The organism is Undibacterium sp. Ji50W (genome assembly GCF_049340445.1).
Lineage (GTDB): Bacteria > Pseudomonadota > Gammaproteobacteria > Burkholderiales > Burkholderiaceae_D > Undibacterium.
Genome location: NZ_JBMPOX010000001.1, coordinates 1,026,556 through 1,045,389 on the forward strand (window position 1 = coordinate 1,026,556; position 18,834 = coordinate 1,045,389).

At 47.5% G+C, this 18,834-nt stretch carries 16 protein-coding genes and 1 pseudogene; 1 reads left to right on the plus strand and 16 read right to left on the minus strand.

Features of this window, described 5'->3' with window-relative positions:
* Positions 1-200 precede the first annotated feature (200 nt).
* The 16 genes and pseudogenes from ACO0K9_RS04365 to gspG all read right to left on the minus strand — a co-directional run bounded on the left by ACO0K9_RS04365 (position 201) and on the right by gspG (position 16,701).
* Positions 201-695 carry a hypothetical protein gene (locus ACO0K9_RS04365; protein WP_422982122.1) on the minus strand — a complete coding sequence of 165 codons (495 nt, stop codon included), beginning with the start codon at positions 693-695 and terminating at the stop codon, positions 201-203.
* Between the two features lie 113 nt (positions 696-808).
* On the minus strand, positions 809-2,341 hold the full coding sequence (locus tag ACO0K9_RS04370; RefSeq protein ID WP_422982124.1) for an RHS repeat-associated core domain-containing protein: 1,533 nt from the start codon (positions 2,339-2,341) through the stop codon (positions 809-811).
* Between the two features lie 47 nt (positions 2,342-2,388).
* Complete coding sequence (locus ACO0K9_RS04375) at positions 2,389-3,837, minus strand: hypothetical protein (RefSeq protein WP_422982126.1); 1,449 nt, start codon at positions 3,835-3,837, stop codon at positions 2,389-2,391.
* Positions 3,834-5,705, minus strand: coding sequence for a hypothetical protein (locus ACO0K9_RS04380; protein ID WP_422982538.1), 1,872 nt, complete (start codon positions 5,703-5,705; stop codon positions 3,834-3,836). The genes ACO0K9_RS04375 and ACO0K9_RS04380 overlap by 4 nt, the downstream gene beginning before the upstream one ends.
* 21 nt (positions 5,706-5,726) lie before the next feature.
* Positions 5,727-6,419, minus strand: a pseudogene (locus ACO0K9_RS04385) (DUF6531 domain-containing protein); the annotation flags it as partial.
* A gap of 507 nt (positions 6,420-6,926) precedes the next feature.
* Positions 6,927-7,409, minus strand: a complete 483-nt coding sequence (locus ACO0K9_RS04390; protein ID WP_422982128.1) for a type II secretion system protein — start codon at positions 7,407-7,409, stop codon at positions 6,927-6,929.
* A gap of 20 nt (positions 7,410-7,429) precedes the next feature.
* Positions 7,430-7,822: a type II secretion system protein gene (locus ACO0K9_RS04395; RefSeq protein ID WP_422982130.1), complete on the minus strand. Its 393-nt coding sequence runs from the start codon at positions 7,820-7,822 to the stop codon at positions 7,430-7,432.
* A gap of 39 nt (positions 7,823-7,861) precedes the next feature.
* Entirely contained in the window at positions 7,862-8,341 is a 480-nt protein-coding gene (locus ACO0K9_RS04400; protein ID WP_422982132.1) for a type II secretion system protein, read from the minus strand.
* 12 nt (positions 8,342-8,353) lie between these two features.
* Positions 8,354-10,618, minus strand: a complete 2,265-nt coding sequence (locus ACO0K9_RS04405; RefSeq protein WP_422982134.1) for a secretin N-terminal domain-containing protein — start codon at positions 10,616-10,618, stop codon at positions 8,354-8,356.
* Between the two features lie 215 nt (positions 10,619-10,833).
* Positions 10,834-11,406 carry a hypothetical protein gene (locus ACO0K9_RS04410; RefSeq protein ID WP_422982136.1) on the minus strand — a complete coding sequence of 191 codons (573 nt, stop codon included), beginning with the start codon at positions 11,404-11,406 and terminating at the stop codon, positions 10,834-10,836.
* Positions 11,403-12,005, minus strand: a complete 603-nt coding sequence (locus ACO0K9_RS04415) for a hypothetical protein (RefSeq protein ID WP_422982138.1) — start codon at positions 12,003-12,005, stop codon at positions 11,403-11,405. The genes ACO0K9_RS04410 and ACO0K9_RS04415 overlap by 4 nt, the downstream gene beginning before the upstream one ends.
* Positions 12,002-12,556, minus strand: a complete 555-nt coding sequence (locus tag ACO0K9_RS04420; RefSeq protein ID WP_422982140.1) for a hypothetical protein — start codon at positions 12,554-12,556, stop codon at positions 12,002-12,004. The genes ACO0K9_RS04415 and ACO0K9_RS04420 overlap by 4 nt, the downstream gene beginning before the upstream one ends.
* Positions 12,553-13,374: a hypothetical protein gene (locus ACO0K9_RS04425; RefSeq protein ID WP_422982142.1), complete on the minus strand. Its 822-nt coding sequence runs from the start codon at positions 13,372-13,374 to the stop codon at positions 12,553-12,555. Before ACO0K9_RS04425 ends, ACO0K9_RS04420 begins: the two co-directional genes overlap by 4 nt.
* Positions 13,367-15,058, minus strand: coding sequence for a GspE/PulE family protein (locus tag ACO0K9_RS04430; protein WP_422982144.1), 1,692 nt, complete (start codon positions 15,056-15,058; stop codon positions 13,367-13,369). Before ACO0K9_RS04430 ends, ACO0K9_RS04425 begins: the two co-directional genes overlap by 8 nt.
* On the minus strand, positions 15,055-16,257 hold the full coding sequence (locus ACO0K9_RS04435) for a type II secretion system F family protein (protein WP_422982146.1): 1,203 nt from the start codon (positions 16,255-16,257) through the stop codon (positions 15,055-15,057). The genes ACO0K9_RS04430 and ACO0K9_RS04435 overlap by 4 nt, the downstream gene beginning before the upstream one ends.
* 36 nt (positions 16,258-16,293) lie before the next feature.
* Positions 16,294-16,701, minus strand: a complete 408-nt coding sequence (gene gspG, locus ACO0K9_RS04440) for a type II secretion system major pseudopilin GspG (protein ID WP_422982530.1) — start codon at positions 16,699-16,701, stop codon at positions 16,294-16,296.
* Positions 16,702-17,220: 519 nt separating this feature from the next.
* On the opposite strand from gspG, the gene ACO0K9_RS04445 reads away from it, so the two are divergent.
* Positions 17,221-18,795, plus strand: coding sequence for a sensor domain-containing diguanylate cyclase (locus tag ACO0K9_RS04445; RefSeq protein ID WP_422982148.1), 1,575 nt, complete (start codon positions 17,221-17,223; stop codon positions 18,793-18,795).
* Positions 18,796-18,834 lie beyond the last annotated feature (39 nt).

Below are 18,834 nucleotides of genomic sequence, written 5' to 3' on the forward strand. Positions count from 1 at the left end.
GCTAATGGGTGACCCAGTTTTTATTTTGCGTTTTTATTTTGAAACAAGCGCGTGATGGCGTGGTATATCTTATCGCGGTGTATTGCGAGTATGTTGTTCGACTAATTGACTGCTGGGGACTAATGGGTGACCCCAGCTTCTTTGCGGCAACACATAAATGACATAAAGTGTTTAATCAATTAATTGCAATACCGGTTATGTCAATGTTTAATTTGGTTTCCTGTTTTAATGTTATACAAAAAAATAACTCCATCAGCTCGTCGTACTGTCAGGAGATCATCTTTATTTAACCCCTCAACAGTTCCCCATAAATAGTGCGAGGCTGTCCGTACAAGAACATCTTTACTTGTAACAAGTTCTTTTATGGGCACTTCTTTAATAATTTTTCCGTTTTTCCAAAAAGTCATTAACACTAAATTAGTTTTGTAATCTAGAGGAATTAAATCCATACCCCAATAGGTACTGACGAAATAGACTCCATCATTTGCAATATAAAAATCCCTAAACCAAGCAGGAATACGCCACATTTCTTTACCATCAGTACGGAGAATGACGGTACCCTTTTTCGGATCTGAAACTGCTGTAAAGGTCTTATTTAAATTTTCTCGCCTTATCACTTTTGGGGCTTGCAATGGCGCATCAGCATTTGCAAAAATCGTACTTAACAAGAGCAACAAACTCAAAAAATATTTCATGGCGTGAACCTTTGATCAAGTATACATTGCCAGTCATTATAAATCGCAAAGGTGTTCTTTTAGAAAAAGAACATCAGAGATTTTTTAAAGAAAATATTGGCCAAGAAGAGTCATTATTTGCATTCGCAATCTAAATTTAATTTTTTAAGTATCTCTCCTATTGATTTGGAAGTTGGAGGCATATTTGAATTAGCCATAATGTCCGACTCCCATCCCTTATTTGGCACGCTTCCTTTACCTTTAACATCCGTGTAGTGATCATCAGCATACATTAAATGCCCTACTTCATGCGCAATCACTCCAGGGGAAGAATCACTGTTTACATGCATGTTTCTATAGCCTACTCCGCCAACATACTCCCGCTTTATAAAACCAGGTGGATAGATATTTCCAACATTATCTCCCTGTCGAAAATCAGGATGAATTTCGGGCTGAAAAACAACCCAACATTTTCCATATTTTACTTTTTTCCAAATTGAAGTTACGTTCTTATTGAAATTCTTAGAAAAATTTCCAATATCAGCACCGTCAATAGAACGAATATAAATTGGAATTGTGATTGTGACTGTATCCCCCTCCTTTTTTCCATTCGCAATTAATCCAGATGGATCTGAATTATTAATTGGGTTCCCGCCCACATACCCAAACGTATTAATTCCCCCACTCAACCCAATCGGATCAGATTCCACATACCTACCCGCCTGCGGATCATAATCCCTGAAGTAGTTATAGTGCAGATTCGTCTCCGCATCAAAGTATTGTCCCGGGAAGCGGAAGTTAAATGTGAACTTGTTGGTGACTGTCGTCGGCTGTTCGTTCGGTGCAGTTTCCCCAAACGGTGCACTATCCCAACGCCAGACTTCATTGCCATTCGCATCCGTAATCACACGCGGTGTATTAAGCTGGTCACTGTGAATATCATACGCCTTCGGCACATTAGCCGTCACACTCACCGGTACAGATACTGAGGTAGTAACTGCCCCCAGGTTATCCGTCGCCCTGGCTGTGATGCTATAGGTACCCTGGGCCACATTCGTCCAGTTGGTGGTGAACGGTGCTGTGGTTATGGTCGCAATAGTCGTTGTGCCATTGAAGAATTCCACCTTGGCTACCGTGCCATCGGTGTCTGTTGCCGTCGCATTCAGAATGATGGTCGCCGGTGCAGTTGCATTGACCGGATTGGCCGTCAGACTAACGCTGGGTGGGTTGTTGTTGATGACGTTCACAGTCACCGCTGTACTGGTCGCGGTGGCGTTGGCACTGTCAGTGGCTTTAGCGGTAACACTATAGCTGTTGGCAGTGACATTGGTCCAGTTGACACTGTAGCTGTTACCGTTGGCTATGGTCGGTGCACTCGCTGTGGCGATCAGTGTGGCACCCTGATAGAACTGGACCTGGCTGATGCTGCTGCCACTGGCAGCGGTTGCCGTTGCTGTCAGGCTGATGCTGGCCGGGGCGATGAAGTTGCCATTAGCAGGCGCGGCCTGGCTAGTCTGCAACACGGCGGGTGACAGGCTGATGGTCGGCGATGTGGTGGTTTGGGCTTGCACACCTGGAACTGCGCAGCAGCTCAACAGGACAACACCCATTGCTGACAGTTGCAAGCTGCCCCATGCCGTACGCACGGTTTGTAAAGTTGAATTCATGCTTTTGCTTTTTCTAATTGATTAGTCAGGGGCAGAAATGCGCTGCTTTACTTGATGACCGCTACAGGAATATCACCCAGGTAGATATAATCCACATCGCTTTGCCCGCTACGTTCGCTAATGAGCTTGCCGCCGCCATCATAGTGATAGAGGGTACTGGTCGCGGCATTGCTGCCATTTGCCGGCACAGCCTTTTGCACCCGCTGCCCCAGCGCATTGATGGTGTATTGGACGACACCGATGCTGGTGGTGACGGCTGTCATGCGGCCCCGGGTGTCATACGTAAACTGGGTATTGCCGTTATTGGTGATGCTGCCGTTGGCGTCGCTGACGATAGCGTTGCTCTGGCTATCAGCAACCTGGGTCAGGCGGTTGCTGGTGCTGGCGTAGGTATAGTTGGTATTGGCGGCACCGGTTGTTTTGGTACTGCGGTTACCCACGGCATCATAGGTAAAGCTCTGGCTGGTTTGCGGGGTGGTGTAGCTGGTCAGGCGGTCAAGATTGTCATAGCCATAGCTGGCCTGGCGATTGCTGTTGTTGACTTCATTGATCGCGGTAATGCGATTGGCCGCATCATAGGTGACGGCCTGCACCTGGTTGTTGAGGGTGTAGCTGGCGATGCGGCCTTCATTGTCAAAGCTGCGTGTGGCTGTTTGCCCGGCACTGTTGTGATAGCTTTGTACGTCACCAAAGGGGCGATAAAGGACCTGGCTGACCAGGGTCAGGGTGATACCGTCTTTGCTGCTGTCGATCTGGGTAATCCGACCCAGGCTGTCGCGGGTGTAGCTGACTTTGCGGCCATTCGGATAGGTCAGGTTGCTGATGCGGCCTGCGTTGTCGTACTGGTAGCGGGTCACATAGTTGACGGCATTGATGGTACGGGTATCGGTCAGGACGCGACCACGGCTGTCGTAGCTGTACTGGATGGTGCTGTTGGCATCGGCGATCTGGGTCAGGCGGCCTTTGGCATTCACACCCTGGTCGTAGCTGTAGTTGATGATGCTGCCATCTTGATAGGTGATGCGGGTGATGCGGTTGAGCACGTCGTAGACGTAGCTGGTGGTCTGGTTTTTAGCATCGGTACGGGTCAGGATATTACCGGCGGCATCGACGGTGGTCGTGGTGACGCCGGTATCGGGACTGGTCTGGTTGAGCTGATTGCCCAGGCCGTCAATACTGTACAGGGTACTAAGGTTGCGTGCATCGGTGACTTTGATCAGGCGATGTTGGCCATCATAGTCATAGCCGGTGACTTTGTTATTACCATCCGTTTGTGTTTGCAAGCGGTTGTGGGCGTCGTAACTTTGCAGGGTGGCGACATTGTTGGCATTGGTGATTTTAGTGACATTGCCGACGTTGTCGTAATCGTACTGATAGACGGTGGTTTGCGCCTGGGACTGGGCCGGGTTGCACAGGGCAGCCACGGCCAGCGCCATTGCGCAGGTGACTAGACGATTCATCTTGCTTTCGATGGATAGATTCAGGAGGCGGTTCATTGTGCTGCTCCTGTCACTGTTTTCAATTGGTTCAAAGTGTCATACACACGGCTAACCTGACGCGTTAAGTTGCCACTGCTATCGGTGATGGTTTCATTGATACGGTTACTCATGATGTCGAGGGTGTAGTTGATACTGTTGCCCAGGCTGTCGTTGATTTTTATCAGGCGATGGGCGTCGTCATAGGTGTAGCTGATGCTGCTGCCATCTGGCAGGGTGACTTTGGTCATCTGGCCCACCCCATCGTATTGATAGCTGGTGGTTTCTGACACGCCGTCACCGTTAGTCACACGCTGGCTTAACCAACCACGTGGGGTGTAGCTCAGTGTCGTGACCAAGCCATTGGGGTCAGTAATCTGGCCAACGCGGCCATTGCCGTCATAATTAGCGAGAGTCGTGACATGACCAGCGGCATTGCTGACGGTACTGAGGTTGCCTTTGGTGTCGTAGGTGTAGGTGGTTCTATCTACGACATCGGTACGTGGGCCAGTTACCGTCAACATTTGGCCTACATTGTTGTAGGTGTAGGTCCAGACACGGGGTGTACCGGTCACGCTGGCATTCGCACCCTGGCTGCCATTCGTATCAGTGGTTGCCTGCGTGGTTTTAGTCAACGCATTACCTTTGGCATCATAGGTGTAGGTCGTGCGCAGCAAGGGTTCGTTGATTTGTGCTGGCAGGCGATACGTTGCATGCCACGAGGTGGTTGTGGTTAAGGGCTGCGACGTATTGAATGCGTCTGTACGGCGAATCTCCAGATTACGGGCCATATCAAAATCATAGGATGTCCCGATATCTTTCCAGTCATACTTGCTGGTCAGGTTACCGTTGGCGTCATAACCGTGGCCTTTGGTCGCTGGGCAACCTGCACACCGGGCATAGGTGCCTTGGTACTTGGCAACGCCAACTATCCAGGGATAATAAATGTAAGTCGTTTCACTAAAGCTTGGATTTGTATTTGTTCCACCGTAGTACCTGACGCCATGAGTGCTTTGAAAAGAGTTGAAGCCATAGTCAATGGTTACCTTTTCCACACCACCGGCATGCATGGACAAAGTCGCGTTGCCCCTGCAGTTATATCCCCAGGTCGCAAAACGCACACCATTTTCGTCTGTGATACCGGTAAGCATGTTTAGCAATGCGCCAAAACCATTGCCTACATTGTTACCACTGCAGTTAGAACCACCATTAATCCACGCACTTTCGTTGTAATGATAAATACGTTGCTTGCCGTCTGGGTAGGTGACGCCCGTAAGGTTATTTGCACTACAAGCCAGGTTGGCGACATCATAGGTAACACACCCCGCTGAAGCGCCATCATATTGGTATGCAGTTACGGCTTTATCTGGCGCGATGAGCTTAACAATGCGGCCAACTGTGTCGTATTCAAACTGGATCTGCCTGCCCCAATTATCAGTAACGCAGAGCAAGCGATCCGCTGGCAGTAATGCGCCAGACTGCACGTTATCGCAAACGGGTGCATCAGCTGGCCATCTGGCAGTTGCCGTGTCATTGCTGGTGCCCGTACTGTAGGTCAGTGTGCGTGTTGTGCCAGCACGGGAAGTGATGGACAAGAGCTTGCCTTCTGCGCTGTATTTCTCGATATTTTCAGTATCGCCGTCGGTGTAAGTCCAGACAATTTTATTATTGCTGTCTGTTGTCGCAACAAGCCGGCTATTGATATCAGCATCTGGCGTACCAACGCCATTTGCCATGCTGAACAAGTGACGACCACTATTGGGGCGTGTTACCGACACAATGTCTGGAACAACCAGGCCAGTCAACTTTTGTGATTGATCCGGACAAAACGAATGGTCGTCAACGCTATTGGTGTAACAGACTGCATTCGGTGCACTATTTACGCGCACAAATTCTTGTAAAATTCTTGAGTCAAAAGGAGTCACCCAGTGACGGCCAAACAAACGTACCGTTGCCTCGTCAATATTGAGCATATCACCATAGTAGCGACGATCAAATCCAAGCTCACCGCTTACTTTGAGGTCAGTTTCAATTTGAATTTTGCTGCCGTTCGCCGGCACAATCGGGTTACCACAACATGGAGTGGGTGGAGGCGGTTTATGCGGATCTGGTTTATTCGGAGCCGGGGTCACGCACGCCCCGTTGACCGCAACATCGCCTGCACTACAGTTGCAAGTTTCCCAATCGGCACTTAGCGTTGTGCTAGGTGGGCAGTATAAGTGCAAACCGACAGTGCCACACGTATTGACCGGTGGTGACCTATCAAAACAACTACCTGTCTGACCGTTGTTATCTCGTGGATTAAGAATTGGGAAACTTTGAACAACACTACAGGCACTTTCTGGAGATGAAAACTGTTGACTTTCAATTCCAGGATATACGTTATATATATATGTACCTAAGCACCACGAGTAGCCGCTCAAGCTCCAATATTTAACCGATTTAATGGATGTCTCTTGCGCATTGGCCATCGAAACACCAAACATAGCGCAGCAGAAAATACTGACGCACAAAACGACTTTTCTAGCATTTTTTTCCAAAGCGATGTTTGACAAAAAAAACAATCGCTCTAAAGCAGCAAACGGCCATTGAGATATAAACATAAGAAAATTCTTTAAATTAACTAGGTACTTGGTTACGTCGTTCCAACCTGCAATCCACTTGCAAAACGCCAATCCCACACGGCATTTTGAAAGAGGAACAGGACGTAAAAATTGTGCTGCAAAGAGCGGCCATTACCGTCAAGATGCAGGCGATAAGGCAAACATGAGGTCAATAGCATTTCACACTATGCGTGCATTTAATCGTAGTTGGGTGCACTCAGATAACATCCACATCTGAACAAAAAAGGTATGGCGATGCAACTCAACACCACCACAGTAGGAGGAAATTGAAGACACGCACTCGCAAAACTAAGACTGCATTTACACCCGACTTAATATCAAAATAAACGACACGATTATATTATGAAAAAGTTCTTATTGTTAAATTTTGTCACTAATTTATTTCCGTGCGGCTATCTTGACATTTCATACACAAGGTGAATATTTGATGGAAAATTAAAAACTTTCACTAAAACTCCACCGTAGCCAAGTCAGCAATAAAAATCCTCAAGGCGTTTTAAATACCCAGTCTTCATAGCTTTTTTTATTTTCAAAATCATTCATTGAAACTGGAAATTGGGCAATCTTGATCGGTTGCCGGTCTGATTTGCTGTGAATGCCAACGATGCCTTTACCGTCTGGCAAAGTGATCAAACCCCAGTCTGGTTTCAAGCGAATGGGGTCAATATATAGCTTGCGCAAATGTCGCCTGACGGTGGGTGTGCGCTTGTCGCGCAACAGCTCGTCCAACGATGGTGGTGCCTTGTTGCCACCGGGTGGCGTGGCGTTGGCATAGCTTAATAAGGCACGTTGAAATTCTTGTCCGATGAAAAGCAATTCTTCTTCTGCCGCCCGTCTTTGTGCAAAAGAAGCCAGTTGCAAGGTCGCCATTGCTGCAAGCGACAATAACGCCAATACCAGCAACAGGCTGAGATAAGTCAGACCGCCAGATCGGTACCTGAATAGGTAATTGGACCGGTGATTGTTCATCCTGACTGGCCTGGCATGCATCATAAAGAGCGATACGGCTTGCCATCGGCACGCTGCCCTTGCGCACCGCTTTGCAGGTTATAGACTTGCCCTTGCTGCCCTTCCACTGGCGGAATGATCAGCCAGGTGGATGCACTCTCTGTTATTGGGTCTATTGGCAGGGCCTTCAGGTATTTTCGCTCTACCAGTTCTGATAAGCTGTCCGGGTAACGGGCAGTGTCTGCATAAAATTTGTCTATACTTTCCCTGGTGATGCGCAGGTTTTCAAGCAAAACAGTTTCTTTGCCTTTGTCTATGCTTTGAAAGTACCTGGGTATGGTCAGCGTCGCCAACAGGGCAAGAATAGCCAGCACCACTAATAACTCTATGAGTGTAAAACCGGTACTGCACTTTGCAATTGATGGATGTTTCATCTGCATTACCTGCTGCCTTCTATTTTTTAATATTGACCATCACCACTGGCGATAAGCGATGCCGTTTAAACCTGTTTGTTTGTTGTCCGTATAGATGTCGTAGACATCTTCGCCTTCTTGCGGATCGCTGGCTTCGCTGGCATAAGAACGCTTTCCCCATGAACTGGCCGCATCCAAGGTTTGATTCACTTGCATAGGGTCATGCGGCAACCTGCGTAACAGGTATATCTTTTTGCGATTCGGATCACGCTGATCAATCACGCCTTCCACCAATACATCCAAACTGGGTGGATAACCCGACGCATTGAAGTTGCGGGCAATATGCCCTTCATCACTAAGTCGCTTGTATTGATCGATGGCATTGCGTATTTCTCTCAATGAGAGGCGCAACTCCTGTTCTTTACCCCGTTGCGCCGACAATTGCGCCATGGGGACGGCAATGCTGGCTAGTACGCCGATAATTGCCAGTGTCACCAGCAATTCAATCAGCGTAAAACCCGATGCATTTTTTGATTTCATTGTTCTGGTCAATCAAGGCAATACTTCAATATTCACCGGTGCGATCTGCGACATGGGAAGCGCTTTACCAGTCATACCGACAGGCGTTACTGAGGTGACTTGTACTGGCGTGGATTCCGCCGCTGCCATAGCACGGAAATTGACTGTCATCAAACTACCAGGGCTGCTTGCGCCGCCCAGCGTGCGGATGTTGGTGACAACCACTTGGCCGTTGGGATCAATTTGCGCATTGAAGGTGGTTGCCGCCCCGCCCTGCTTTAAAAATATGCCTTCATTTACGCTGACAACTTGTAATACTTGCGGGTTAAAGCTCAGGCTTAATGGCACACTGGTGACCGCCTGATCCGATTGCATGATCAATTGCAGCGAAAAAATGTCGCCGATTTTTACACTGCGTGGCCCCTGCCAGCCCAGTTGCGGCATGCCGGGCAAGTTGGCAGCAGCAACACCAGGCCCGATAACGCCTGCATTACCTGTATTGGTGCCGGCATTGGCATTGCCATTCAATGCATTGGCATTATTTTTTGGTGCGGTTTTGGATGTATCAACACCATTAGTAGAAGCAGCAGTTGTCGTTGCGCCTGGTGCAGCATCAGGAAAATCTGGGCGAACCCTGAAACTTGTTTCTGTACCTGATTGAAATTCAGCATTGACCGCATCTGGTCGCTGGATATTGCGTATTAAATGCGGGGTAATCGACAAGACGATTTCTGTTTTTTGACTGTCGTCAAGCTGGCTACCGAACAAACGCCCTACCAGTGGCAATTCACCAATGCCAGGTATTTTGTTGGCAGAGTTACGCTCTTCATCATTGATCAGGCCTGCCAATATTTGCGTCTCGCCATTTTTGAGGCGCAGTACTGTACTGGCAGTGCGTGTGCCAATTTGGTATGCCACGGAACCAGATTGTGTTTTGAGTTGATTGGTCAGGCTGCTGACTTCCAGCGCAATTTTGATACCAACGTCATTATCAAGATAAATGGTGGGTTCGACATCCAGTTTTAAACCCACTTCGATATAGTTGATGGATTCTGAAACAAAGCCTGTTGATGTTGCCGTCGTGGTGATATTGGGCACACGTTCACCTATCAGGATTTTGGCTTTTTCATGATTTTTTGCACGTATGCGTGGATTTGCCAATAAATTGGCATCACCAGTTTCTCTTCTTGCTTTGACAGAAACGGGGCTTACACCGACACCTATGGTGGAAGGATTGATATTGCTACGCAAATCACGCAAATTCAGTGCGCCACCAGCGGTTGCAGACAAAGGTGTCAAAGTTAAGCTGTTTGGCCACTGTATGCCCAGGTCCAAAAGACGGGTACGTTTAATCTCCAGTATTTCTACTTCGAGCATGACTTCCGGTTCTGGTACGTCGTGCAGGGCAATCAATTTTTCTGCCAGCTTGATTGCATCCGGGCTGTCCCGCAATATCAGCATATTGAGCTTTTCATCAACGACAATGTCACGGGTCTTTACTATGGTCTTGAGTGAACTGGACACTGCCTTGGCATCGGCATTGGTCAGGTAAAAACTTTTGACTATCATCTCTTGATATTCTTTTTGTTTCGCTGCAGTGTTTGGGTAAATCAGAATGGTATTGCTATCGAGCACTTGCTTTTCCAACTGATTGGTCAACAAGGTAAAGTGAATGGCTGATTCTATCGTGCTATTTTTTAGCAAAATGGAAGTGCGCTGATCGGTCTTGACATCACGATCGAATAAAAAATTGATACCTGAGGTGCGGGAAATAACTTCAAAAACCTGTCGTACGGGCGCATCCCTGAATTCTATGTTGATCGGTTTTTTGTAATTGCTGGTTACCTTGGCTTCTTGCGGAGCCTGCGCAATCATTTCAGACACCATTCTGCCCAGCCTGTTGGCGCCGGCATTCATAGGGTTTTCTGCCAGGATTTTTTTCAGCAATTGCTGTGCATGTACAAAATCTTTCTTGTCATATGCACTTTGCGCCTCAGTCAATATGGCTGCATGCTGATCAAACATCTCCAATTTCAACAGACCTGCCCTTGCCTGTTCGTTGACTGCATCTATACTTAAAATTCTTTGATAGTTTTTTCTCGCAGCCTGGTATTTTTCCAGTTTGACCGATTGGTCGGCCTGTTCTGACAAGTCATAGATTACTTTTTCTCGTGTTTTGAGGTAAGCCTTGCGGTATTCAAGCTGGTCAGGTGCTTCTGTCATGGCAAGTTTGAATTTATCCAGGCCCTCTTCTAGCTTGTCCTGGGCAATAAAGTCTTTCCCTTCACGATAGGCCATCTGCGCTGCGCAGCCACATAGTGATAGGTATACAGCGATGACAGCCATATATCTTAAGGATTTACGCAAAACCGCCCCAACTGCGTTGCAGCTCCTCGCCGTACTAAAGTACTGTCTTCGTCGCTGCACCTTGTTGTAACAATTTTGCGTAAATCCTATTAAAAAGGAACGGCTAGAGTATGAAGTCATAAATAATTAATCTGCTGATGGCAGCGTCAATCAACGCTACCAATTTGTATGGTTTGTACCTGATTCAGGGGCAAGTAAGTCAAGGTCATGACAGGTGGCTTGATGGAATCGACTCTATAGCTGCCGTCAAGCACACTCTGCTCTTGAACGATATAGGTTTTGTCACCGTAAGACAGGTAAACTTCTGTCGCTCCTTCTTCTATTCTTTTTCCGATATAACGAAACGGCATTGGTGGCGCAGTTGGTGGCGGAGGTGGCGGAGCCTTGACCATTGGCGGTGGAGGCGGCACCCACGATTGTGCAGAGAAAAAACCATCACTGGCCTTATAGTCGCCAGAGATGAGGGTTTTTCTATCAATAATGCTGGCAATGCTGGTTTCAGCTTTTTTCTCTGTCCTGGCATCAGTTTGCTTGCCTGCCTGACTGTACGCCGACTTGCCGGGCATCGCTTCATTGCCTGGGACATTGACTACTTTTTTTGTTGCTTTTGCTGAGGTGGCGGCGTCAACAATGCCATTCTCGGGTGTCTTGTCTGCAAAAAAAGCGAACCAGACTGCTACCAGCAAGCCGATTCCAAGTAAGATTTTTCTTAACTTCATTCGATATTTCCTGAAGTCTGTACAGGCTCATCAGTGACGAATAAGGTGAAAACGATTTTTGAATCAATGACCGTCCCATTAATCGTTTCACGCTTGAATGAAATTTCATCAAGTGACGCAAAGGGAATCGTGAGCAGCACTTGCTCTATAAATTTGCGCAGTTGCTGGTAAGTACCCTTTACTGGCAGTTGTATGCGGTAGGTAAAATACTGACCTGTATTATTTTCTGCCAGTTGATATTCGCCGGTCTTAAGTGCGATACCCGACTCTGCTGCCAAAAAAAACACTGTCTTGAGTTGCTGTTCAACATGTCTTTTTTCGCCCAGATGCTCATAGAACAGATGTATGCGAACAGTATTTTCATCGCTGACCATCTGTTTCATTTCGAGCTGCTGCGATTGTTTTTTATCTTTCAATTCTGTCGCCCGCTCTTCAAGTCGAAAGACTTGTTTTTGCGTGTAAGGGATGCCCCAAAACCAGGCAACAATAATCGCTATAAGTACCAAGAGCAGAAACAAGTTCGCCACGCCGAAAGTACGGCAAGCGATTTGTACCAACAGGCTTGTCTGTAGTGGGCGATTGATACGATGACTGATCATTGCTTTACCTCACGCTGCCACTGCGCCTCAAATTGAAAGCGGATTGGTTTGCCTGGATCTTGTTCATTGATTTCATGTTTTTCAAGAACGACCGAAGAGAAAAAAGTCTGGCGCTTCAATATTTCGATATAGGCAATCATGTCGTCACTGGTTTTGGCTTCGGCAATTCCTTTCATCAATGACTTTTTCATGTCTGGAGTTACTTGCAACAAAGCCGCTTTATCTGTTGTCGCTTTCTCCAGTGCATCAAGTAAATTGGTCCATGGTGTATTCAATTGCCCAATGGCCTGATTGACCGCGTTGATTTTATCGACGGGCAGTTTCACCACTACCTGCTTTTTCTTATTTGCTTGTAACCTGGCTATTTCGGCTTGCACAGACTGCACTTTCGCCTCTGCATCCATCTGCCTTTGCAACAGTTGTGTGTAACGCCACGCCAAAACACCGCCCATTGACAACACCAGCACCGCTAACAAAAAAGTCGTCAACGTCGTGTTATGTAAGCGCCTTACCAGGGAGTTGGGCGCGAAATCAATTCGCAATATGTTCATGATGCCGCTCTCGCTGACAAGGAGCTTGCATCCGTGTTCGGTAAAACAAGCTTAGTGACAGTCCAGGTTTTTGACGTAGAACTATTGGCACACGTCCAGTGCGCAGGTATATCGCCCACCAATTTAAGCTGCCCGGGCATTGGCAATTGATGTGAGATGGACTCACGCTGTATTTGCGCGCACAACCAGTCTTGCGTACTACCCAATGGCATGATCAGCGTTTTTACTGCCTGCAACCGACCTTCATTGATCATGGCCAGCACCATACTCTGATCGAAAATGGTAGCAAACCAATCCGCCGCCGCCAACTGATGCCGGCAGTCATTCCAGAAACGTACAAAACGTGGCTGCATACTCAATACGTGCTGACGACAGGTTTTAGTCGAATTTGAAATGGCCATTTGCAACGTCTTTGGTATCGCACAAACCAGGGATGGTGATGCGAGTTGCCAATCGGCGTTTATCTGCCAATCATCACTTGGCAGCCCGTATAAAGACTCAAAGCGCATCTTGGCAACTGCCATATAGTCCTGCAAGGATTTTGCGTTAGCAGGTGGCAGCACAACAAAATATTTGACTAAATCATCAGTAATCGTCAAATCCAGCAGGGTCGATTTTTTTGACAAGCCATCAAAAGCTTGGCCCCATGCTTCAGGCAGGTTTGCCCAGTTGAACTGTGCGTCTGCGCTCAATGCATATTGATGCTGATGCAGTGGTGTCAGTTTTTTTGAGCGATGCCATACCACTGGGCTGTACACCAATTTCAAATAGGAGGCGTGAATATCGACACTGATGGATGGCGCAAATACTTTAAGCATGCAGCGTAATCCTTTTGATTTCTTCCAGTGTGGTTTCACCACGCTGTACCAGTGCCAGGGCGGCTTCTCGTAGTGTTGTGGTACCGTTACGACGAGCGGCATCCTTGATTTGCCTGATAGGACGCTTTTCGATAATCATTTCCCGAATTTCATCAGTCAATGTCAGTATTTCTGCAATCGCACGTCGTCCTTTGTAACCTGTCCCTCTGCAATCACCACAACCGCTACCTTTTCTAAAATGGAACCCCTGTACTTCATCCAGCGTAAGATTGACACGCTTAAGCATAATTTCATCCACTGGTACAGTGGTCGAGCAATGTGGGCAATTGATACGCACCAGGCGTTGTGCCCATATGCCATTCAAGGCAGAAACAAAGGCATACGGATCTATGCCCATATGAGAAAAGCGTCCAAAAACGTCGAACACGTTGTTCGCATGCACGGTGGTCAACACCAGATGACCTGTCAAGGCTGACTGCACGGCAATCTCCGCTGTTTCCTGGTCACGAATTTCACCGACCATGATTTTGTCGGGATCATGTCGCAAAATTGAACGCAGGCCTTTGGCAAAGGTCAAACCTTTTTTTTCATTGACAGGTATTTGCAAGATACCCGGCAACTGATATTCAACCGGATCTTCGATTGTAATTATTTTTTCTCGCCCATTATGTATCTCAGACAAGGCTGCATACAGGGTAGTTGTTTTGCCTGATCCTGTTGGACCGGTGACCAATAACATGCCATATGCTTCTTCCGTCAACATGCGCAAGGTAACTAAGGAAGAGGCATCAAACCCCAATGCTTCAAGACTTAACGCGCCATAGGATTCAACCATGGCTTGCTTGTCCAGAATACGGATTACTGCATCTTCGCCATGAATGCTGGGCATGATGGAAAGACGTAAGTCAATTTCCCTATCGTTCACTTCAATGCAAAAACTACCGTCTTGTGGCACACGACGTTCTGAAATATCCAGCTCTGCCAATACTTTCAGTCTTGAAATTACTTGTTCGGCATCAGAAATACCCGTTGTTGACGTGATGTGATCCAATACACCATCAATGCGATATTTCACTGCCAGTCCTTGTGGGGTACTTTCCAGGTGCACGTCTGAAGCCCCGGCTTTGAGTGCATCGTATAAAGTAGCGTTGACCAACTTGACCGCTGGGCTGGTTGCTTCGCTTATGGAGCCATAGGAGAGTTTGGTAGCCGCCTTGCTTTCACGCTTTTCATGAGATGTCGAGTTCACCAGCCCATCAGTAGTTTTTGCTGATTCTTCCTGCTTGGACAAATAGGCTTGTATATCCGAACTTAAGGCAAGACGAAATTGTATTTCTGATTTTGCAGTGGAATTCAAGAAGACCTGAATATCTGGATCAAATGCATCTGAAATAATCCCTGACAATTTGCTGCCATCGCGCAAAATCAAACACTGTTTTTGCATGGCCCGGTTCAAGGGCAACAAATCGAATGCAGGTTCACAAGCCAGCATATCGGCGGTTTCCGCTATGCGCATGTCAAATAAAACTGCCACCGATACCAATAACTGCCTTGGTTCAAGATGACTTATTTGGATTAATGCATCCCACAAGGAAAGGTGGTGAGAAGACGCAAAATCTCGTGCCTCTTGCAGCAAGGCATTGCTTATTTTTACAGTGTTGGGAACGGTGTTGGCACTGTTCATGAAAAACCATCCGCTAGATTAAATATAGGCATATACAGCAGCACGACAATGACACCAACAATAATGCCTATCACTGCCATCAAGAGCGGTTCAAAACTGCGAATGAAGCGATCTATCCAGCGACTGATTTCGCCTTCATAAAAATTGGCTGACTGGGTCAGCATCTTGCCTAACTCACCGGTTCTTTCACCAACACGTAAAAGCCGCTGTGAAATGGGAGTGGTCAAATGATGACGTTCAAATGCGTCTGACAACATCACCCCCGACTCTATGGCGTCGCTGGCCTGCTTTAACGCTGGCTGCATATCTGCGTTCAACATTGTTTTCGTTGTCGCCAGAGCGGTAACGATGGGGATGCCGCCATCAAGCAGCATACCTAAAGTCATGTACAGCCGGGACAGGGTGTAAATTCGGATAGATTCGCCAAAGCCTGGCAACTTGCTGATGATTCCTATAGCGCCACCACCTTTCCACACGCGCACCAATAAGAAAATAAGCATTGAAACAAATACCAGGCTAGCCACGCTGATGGCTGCGCCATGGCTGGCGACGAAATTCCCCCAGTCCAGTAATAGTTGAGATGACCAGGGCAGTTCCCGGCCAGTTCCCCGGTATACTTCGGCAAAGCGCGGCACGACATATCCGAGGAGGAAAAAAGTCACGCCAGAACCTACCGTAAACAATATGCAGGGATAAATCATGGCGCTGATGATCTTGTTGCGAACAACGTCGATACGCTGCTGATATTCAATGAACCGGGATAGCGACGGCGCTAAACTGCTGGTACGTTCGGATGCTTGCGCTATGCCGACAAACAAAGGGCTGAAGTAGTCATTTTGCTCAAACAGCACTTGGGAAAAGCGTTTACCTTCTTGCAGTCCGGAGAATACCCTTGATAGAACTGAGCGTATATCCTGATTGCTTTCTTTTTCCAACAAGGCTTCAAGTGACTCTACGATGGTCAAGCCTGCATTAAGCAAAGCAAGCAATTCCTGGCTAAATAAAAGCAGGGAAAATTTGCCCTGGCCAGCGCCTCTGCGGAACAAACCTCCGAAAGGCAGCGTATTGGCCTGCTGGATTGAAGATATGACCCATCCACGCGCCCTGATCTGATGGCGTGCATCATTTTCATCGCGGGCATCGAGCAGTTGCTCGACAATTCGTTGATCTGGAGTCAATGCCCTTACTTTGTAGCGCATACCATTTAATTTTCAAGAACTGTGCGCTCAAAGCACTTAATTACTAATATCGGCATCATCACCGGTACCGCCTGCCTGGCCATCTTTTCCATAAGAGCTGATGTCAAAGTCTTTGTCTTTTGCTGGTGACTGATAGTGATATGGCCGCCCCCATGGATCTAAAGGAATGGCTTTTTTAAGATAAGGGCCATTCCATTTTGGATTTGATGCAGGATTCTCCAGCAAGGCTGTCATGCCCTCTTCCGTAGTCGGAAAGCGTCCCACATCAATCCGGTATGTATCCAGGGCTTTCTCGAAAGCTGTTATCTGTGCTTTGGCGACTGCAACTTCGGATTTGCCGATCTGTGAAAAGTATTTTGGCCCCACATAGGAAGCCAGCAAACCGATGATGACGACTACGACCAATAATTCGAGCAATGTAAAGCCTGCTGACGAAGGTCGAATAAATCGCCTTCCCGGCTGATGAGGTAATGCGTTCACTTGTATTTTGAGTCTTTAGCTAATGTAGAAATTTTGCGCACCTTTTATGCACATATTTATTGCAGAAAGAATTCGGCGCGGGCGTGAATGACCAATAGTGATAACTGCGGCCAAAAACATGCCATAAATTTAAGTAACTGAAGAGAGTAACATAATTTTACATTTGAAGGAACAACATTACCCTTCTGCAACAAATTTATTCATAGACAGGCTGTTAAATCGACATTCACAAGAAAATACGTCCCCGGCCTCATCATGGCGTCGATCTCGATAAAACAACCTTTGAACAATCTGTGCCGCACCAAATCTGTATCATTTTAATGTTTATGATACGCTCAGGAAATATTTTCTCTTGGCGCGCCAATAAGGCGATATTTTTTTACTAATATATCCTATAATTATTGGCACCTTTACACTTCTTCAGAAGCAATATGCTTTCCCGCTCTTCTGGTTGTACCACCGACAGATGGAAGGTTTCACTTCATGACGACTATGACTGCCATCAATACCAGCCCCCCTGAACCTGCCCCCAGAAAATTTCCTGTTACTGCGCTGGCAACGGGATTTGTGATATTGGTCTGTGCTTCTTTAATTCTGGTCCAGGGCTGGGTAACCTGGCGTGCACGCGAGGTGCAACTGGCGGAAACCGAGAGGGCCACCTCGAATCTGGCTCGCTCCATAGGGCAGCATGCCTACGATACGATCAAAGGAGCCGATACCGTTCTGGTGGGACTGGTGGAAAGACTCGAAGTGGATGGTGTTGCAGAACCCAGTCTTGAGCGCTTGCATTCTTTACTGATTAAGCGTGTCAAGGAATTGCCGCAACTTCACGGTCTGTTTGTGTATGACCAGGATGGTCGCTGGGTAACCAATTCACAGGCTACGCTGAACAAGGCTGCGAATAATTCAGACCGTGAATATTTCATCTATCATCGTGGGCATACCGAGCGGGGGGTGCACATAGGCCCGCCGATCAAAAGCAAATCCACTGGGGAATGGATTATCACCGTCACCAGGCGTTTTAACAATAGTGATGGCAGCTTTGGCGGCGTTGTTCTGGCGACCATCAACATGTCCTATTTCAAGAAGTTTTACGAGCAGTTTGATATTGGCGAAACCGGGGCAATTTTTGTTGCGCTAACGGATGGCACCGTCCTGTTAAGGCGCCCGTTTGAAGAAAAATCCCTGGGCAGGAATATTTCGCAATTTCCGCTGTTTCGTGACTATCTCCCCAATGCCAAAGCGGGAACACAAACCTTTACTTCTGGCCAGGATGGCATAACGCGCATCAACAGTTACCAACAACTGGAGCAATATCCGTTAGTCGTGTCTGCCGCCCTGTCAAAAGACGAAATGCTGGAAGAATGGAAATCGGACTCTATCGTGCATGCCATTGGTGTTGGTTGTCTGGTATTTGGCCTGGCCCTGATCGGATCACGGCTAATCATGCAGATCAATCTTCGTGTGCAGGCTGAAGCTGAATTGTCCAAGGCACGTCAGTCACTGGAAAACTTGAACCGGACTTTGGAAAAACTGGCCATGCAGGATGGGCTGACGGGTCTTGCGAATCGTCGCCAGTTTGATATTGCCTTGAAAGATGAATTCAGCCGGGCCATGCGTAATGCCAGTTCACTGGCATTGATCATGATAGACGTGGATTGCTTCAAGCAGTACAACGACATCTATGGTCATGCTGCTGGTGATGAATGCCTGCGTGAAATCAGCAAGGTGGTTGCCGCTGGCAAGCACCGCCCGGGTGACCTGAGTGCACGTTATGGCGGTGAAGAACTGGCAATTTTATTGCCTGGTACTGATGTGGCAGGTGCCATGAAAGTAGCAGAAAACATACGTCAGGCCATTTACCAGCTTGAACTTAAACACGCGGGCAATTCGACCGGCGTAGTCACTGTCAGCGCAGGCATAGATGCTTTTGTACCCGTCAGGGAAAATAATAAGGCACTTGAGTTGATCGAAGCAGCAGACAAGGCACTCTACTTAGCCAAGTCACAGGGACGAAATCGCGTGCATGCTGGAAATGGCAGCCATACAGCGGCCTGAAACTGCGGATGATTTCGTACTGATGCTCAATTTTTCTGA

What these genes read in the sequence shown, in the direction of transcription:
- ACO0K9_RS04365 (WP_422982122.1), bottom strand. Translation starts at nt 695, where the DNA reads ATGAAATATTTTTTGAGTTTGTTGCTCTTGTTAAGTACGATTTTTGCA.
- ACO0K9_RS04370 (WP_422982124.1), bottom strand. Translation starts at nt 2,341, where the DNA reads ATGAATTCAACTTTACAAACCGTGCGTACGGCATGGGGCAGCTTGCAA.
- ACO0K9_RS04375 (WP_422982126.1), bottom strand. Translation starts at nt 3,837, where the DNA reads ATGAACCGCCTCCTGAATCTATCCATCGAAAGCAAGATGAATCGTCTA.
- ACO0K9_RS04390 (WP_422982128.1), bottom strand. Translation starts at nt 7,409, where the DNA reads ATGAACAATCACCGGTCCAATTACCTATTCAGGTACCGATCTGGCGGT.
- ACO0K9_RS04395 (WP_422982130.1), bottom strand. Translation starts at nt 7,822, where the DNA reads ATGAAACATCCATCAATTGCAAAGTGCAGTACCGGTTTTACACTCATA.
- ACO0K9_RS04400 (WP_422982132.1), bottom strand. Translation starts at nt 8,341, where the DNA reads ATGAAATCAAAAAATGCATCGGGTTTTACGCTGATTGAATTGCTGGTG.
- ACO0K9_RS04405 (WP_422982134.1), bottom strand. Translation starts at nt 10,618, where the DNA reads ATGGCCTATCGTGAAGGGAAAGACTTTATTGCCCAGGACAAGCTAGAA.
- ACO0K9_RS04410 (WP_422982136.1), bottom strand. Translation starts at nt 11,406, where the DNA reads ATGAAGTTAAGAAAAATCTTACTTGGAATCGGCTTGCTGGTAGCAGTC.
- ACO0K9_RS04415 (WP_422982138.1), bottom strand. Translation starts at nt 12,005, where the DNA reads ATGATCAGTCATCGTATCAATCGCCCACTACAGACAAGCCTGTTGGTA.
- ACO0K9_RS04420 (WP_422982140.1), bottom strand. Translation starts at nt 12,556, where the DNA reads ATGAACATATTGCGAATTGATTTCGCGCCCAACTCCCTGGTAAGGCGC.
- ACO0K9_RS04425 (WP_422982142.1), bottom strand. Translation starts at nt 13,374, where the DNA reads ATGCTTAAAGTATTTGCGCCATCCATCAGTGTCGATATTCACGCCTCC.
- ACO0K9_RS04430 (WP_422982144.1), bottom strand. Translation starts at nt 15,058, where the DNA reads ATGAACAGTGCCAACACCGTTCCCAACACTGTAAAAATAAGCAATGCC.
- ACO0K9_RS04435 (WP_422982146.1), bottom strand. Translation starts at nt 16,257, where the DNA reads ATGCGCTACAAAGTAAGGGCATTGACTCCAGATCAACGAATTGTCGAG.
- ACO0K9_RS04445 (WP_422982148.1), top strand. Translation starts at nt 17,221, where the DNA reads ATGACGACTATGACTGCCATCAATACCAGCCCCCCTGAACCTGCCCCC.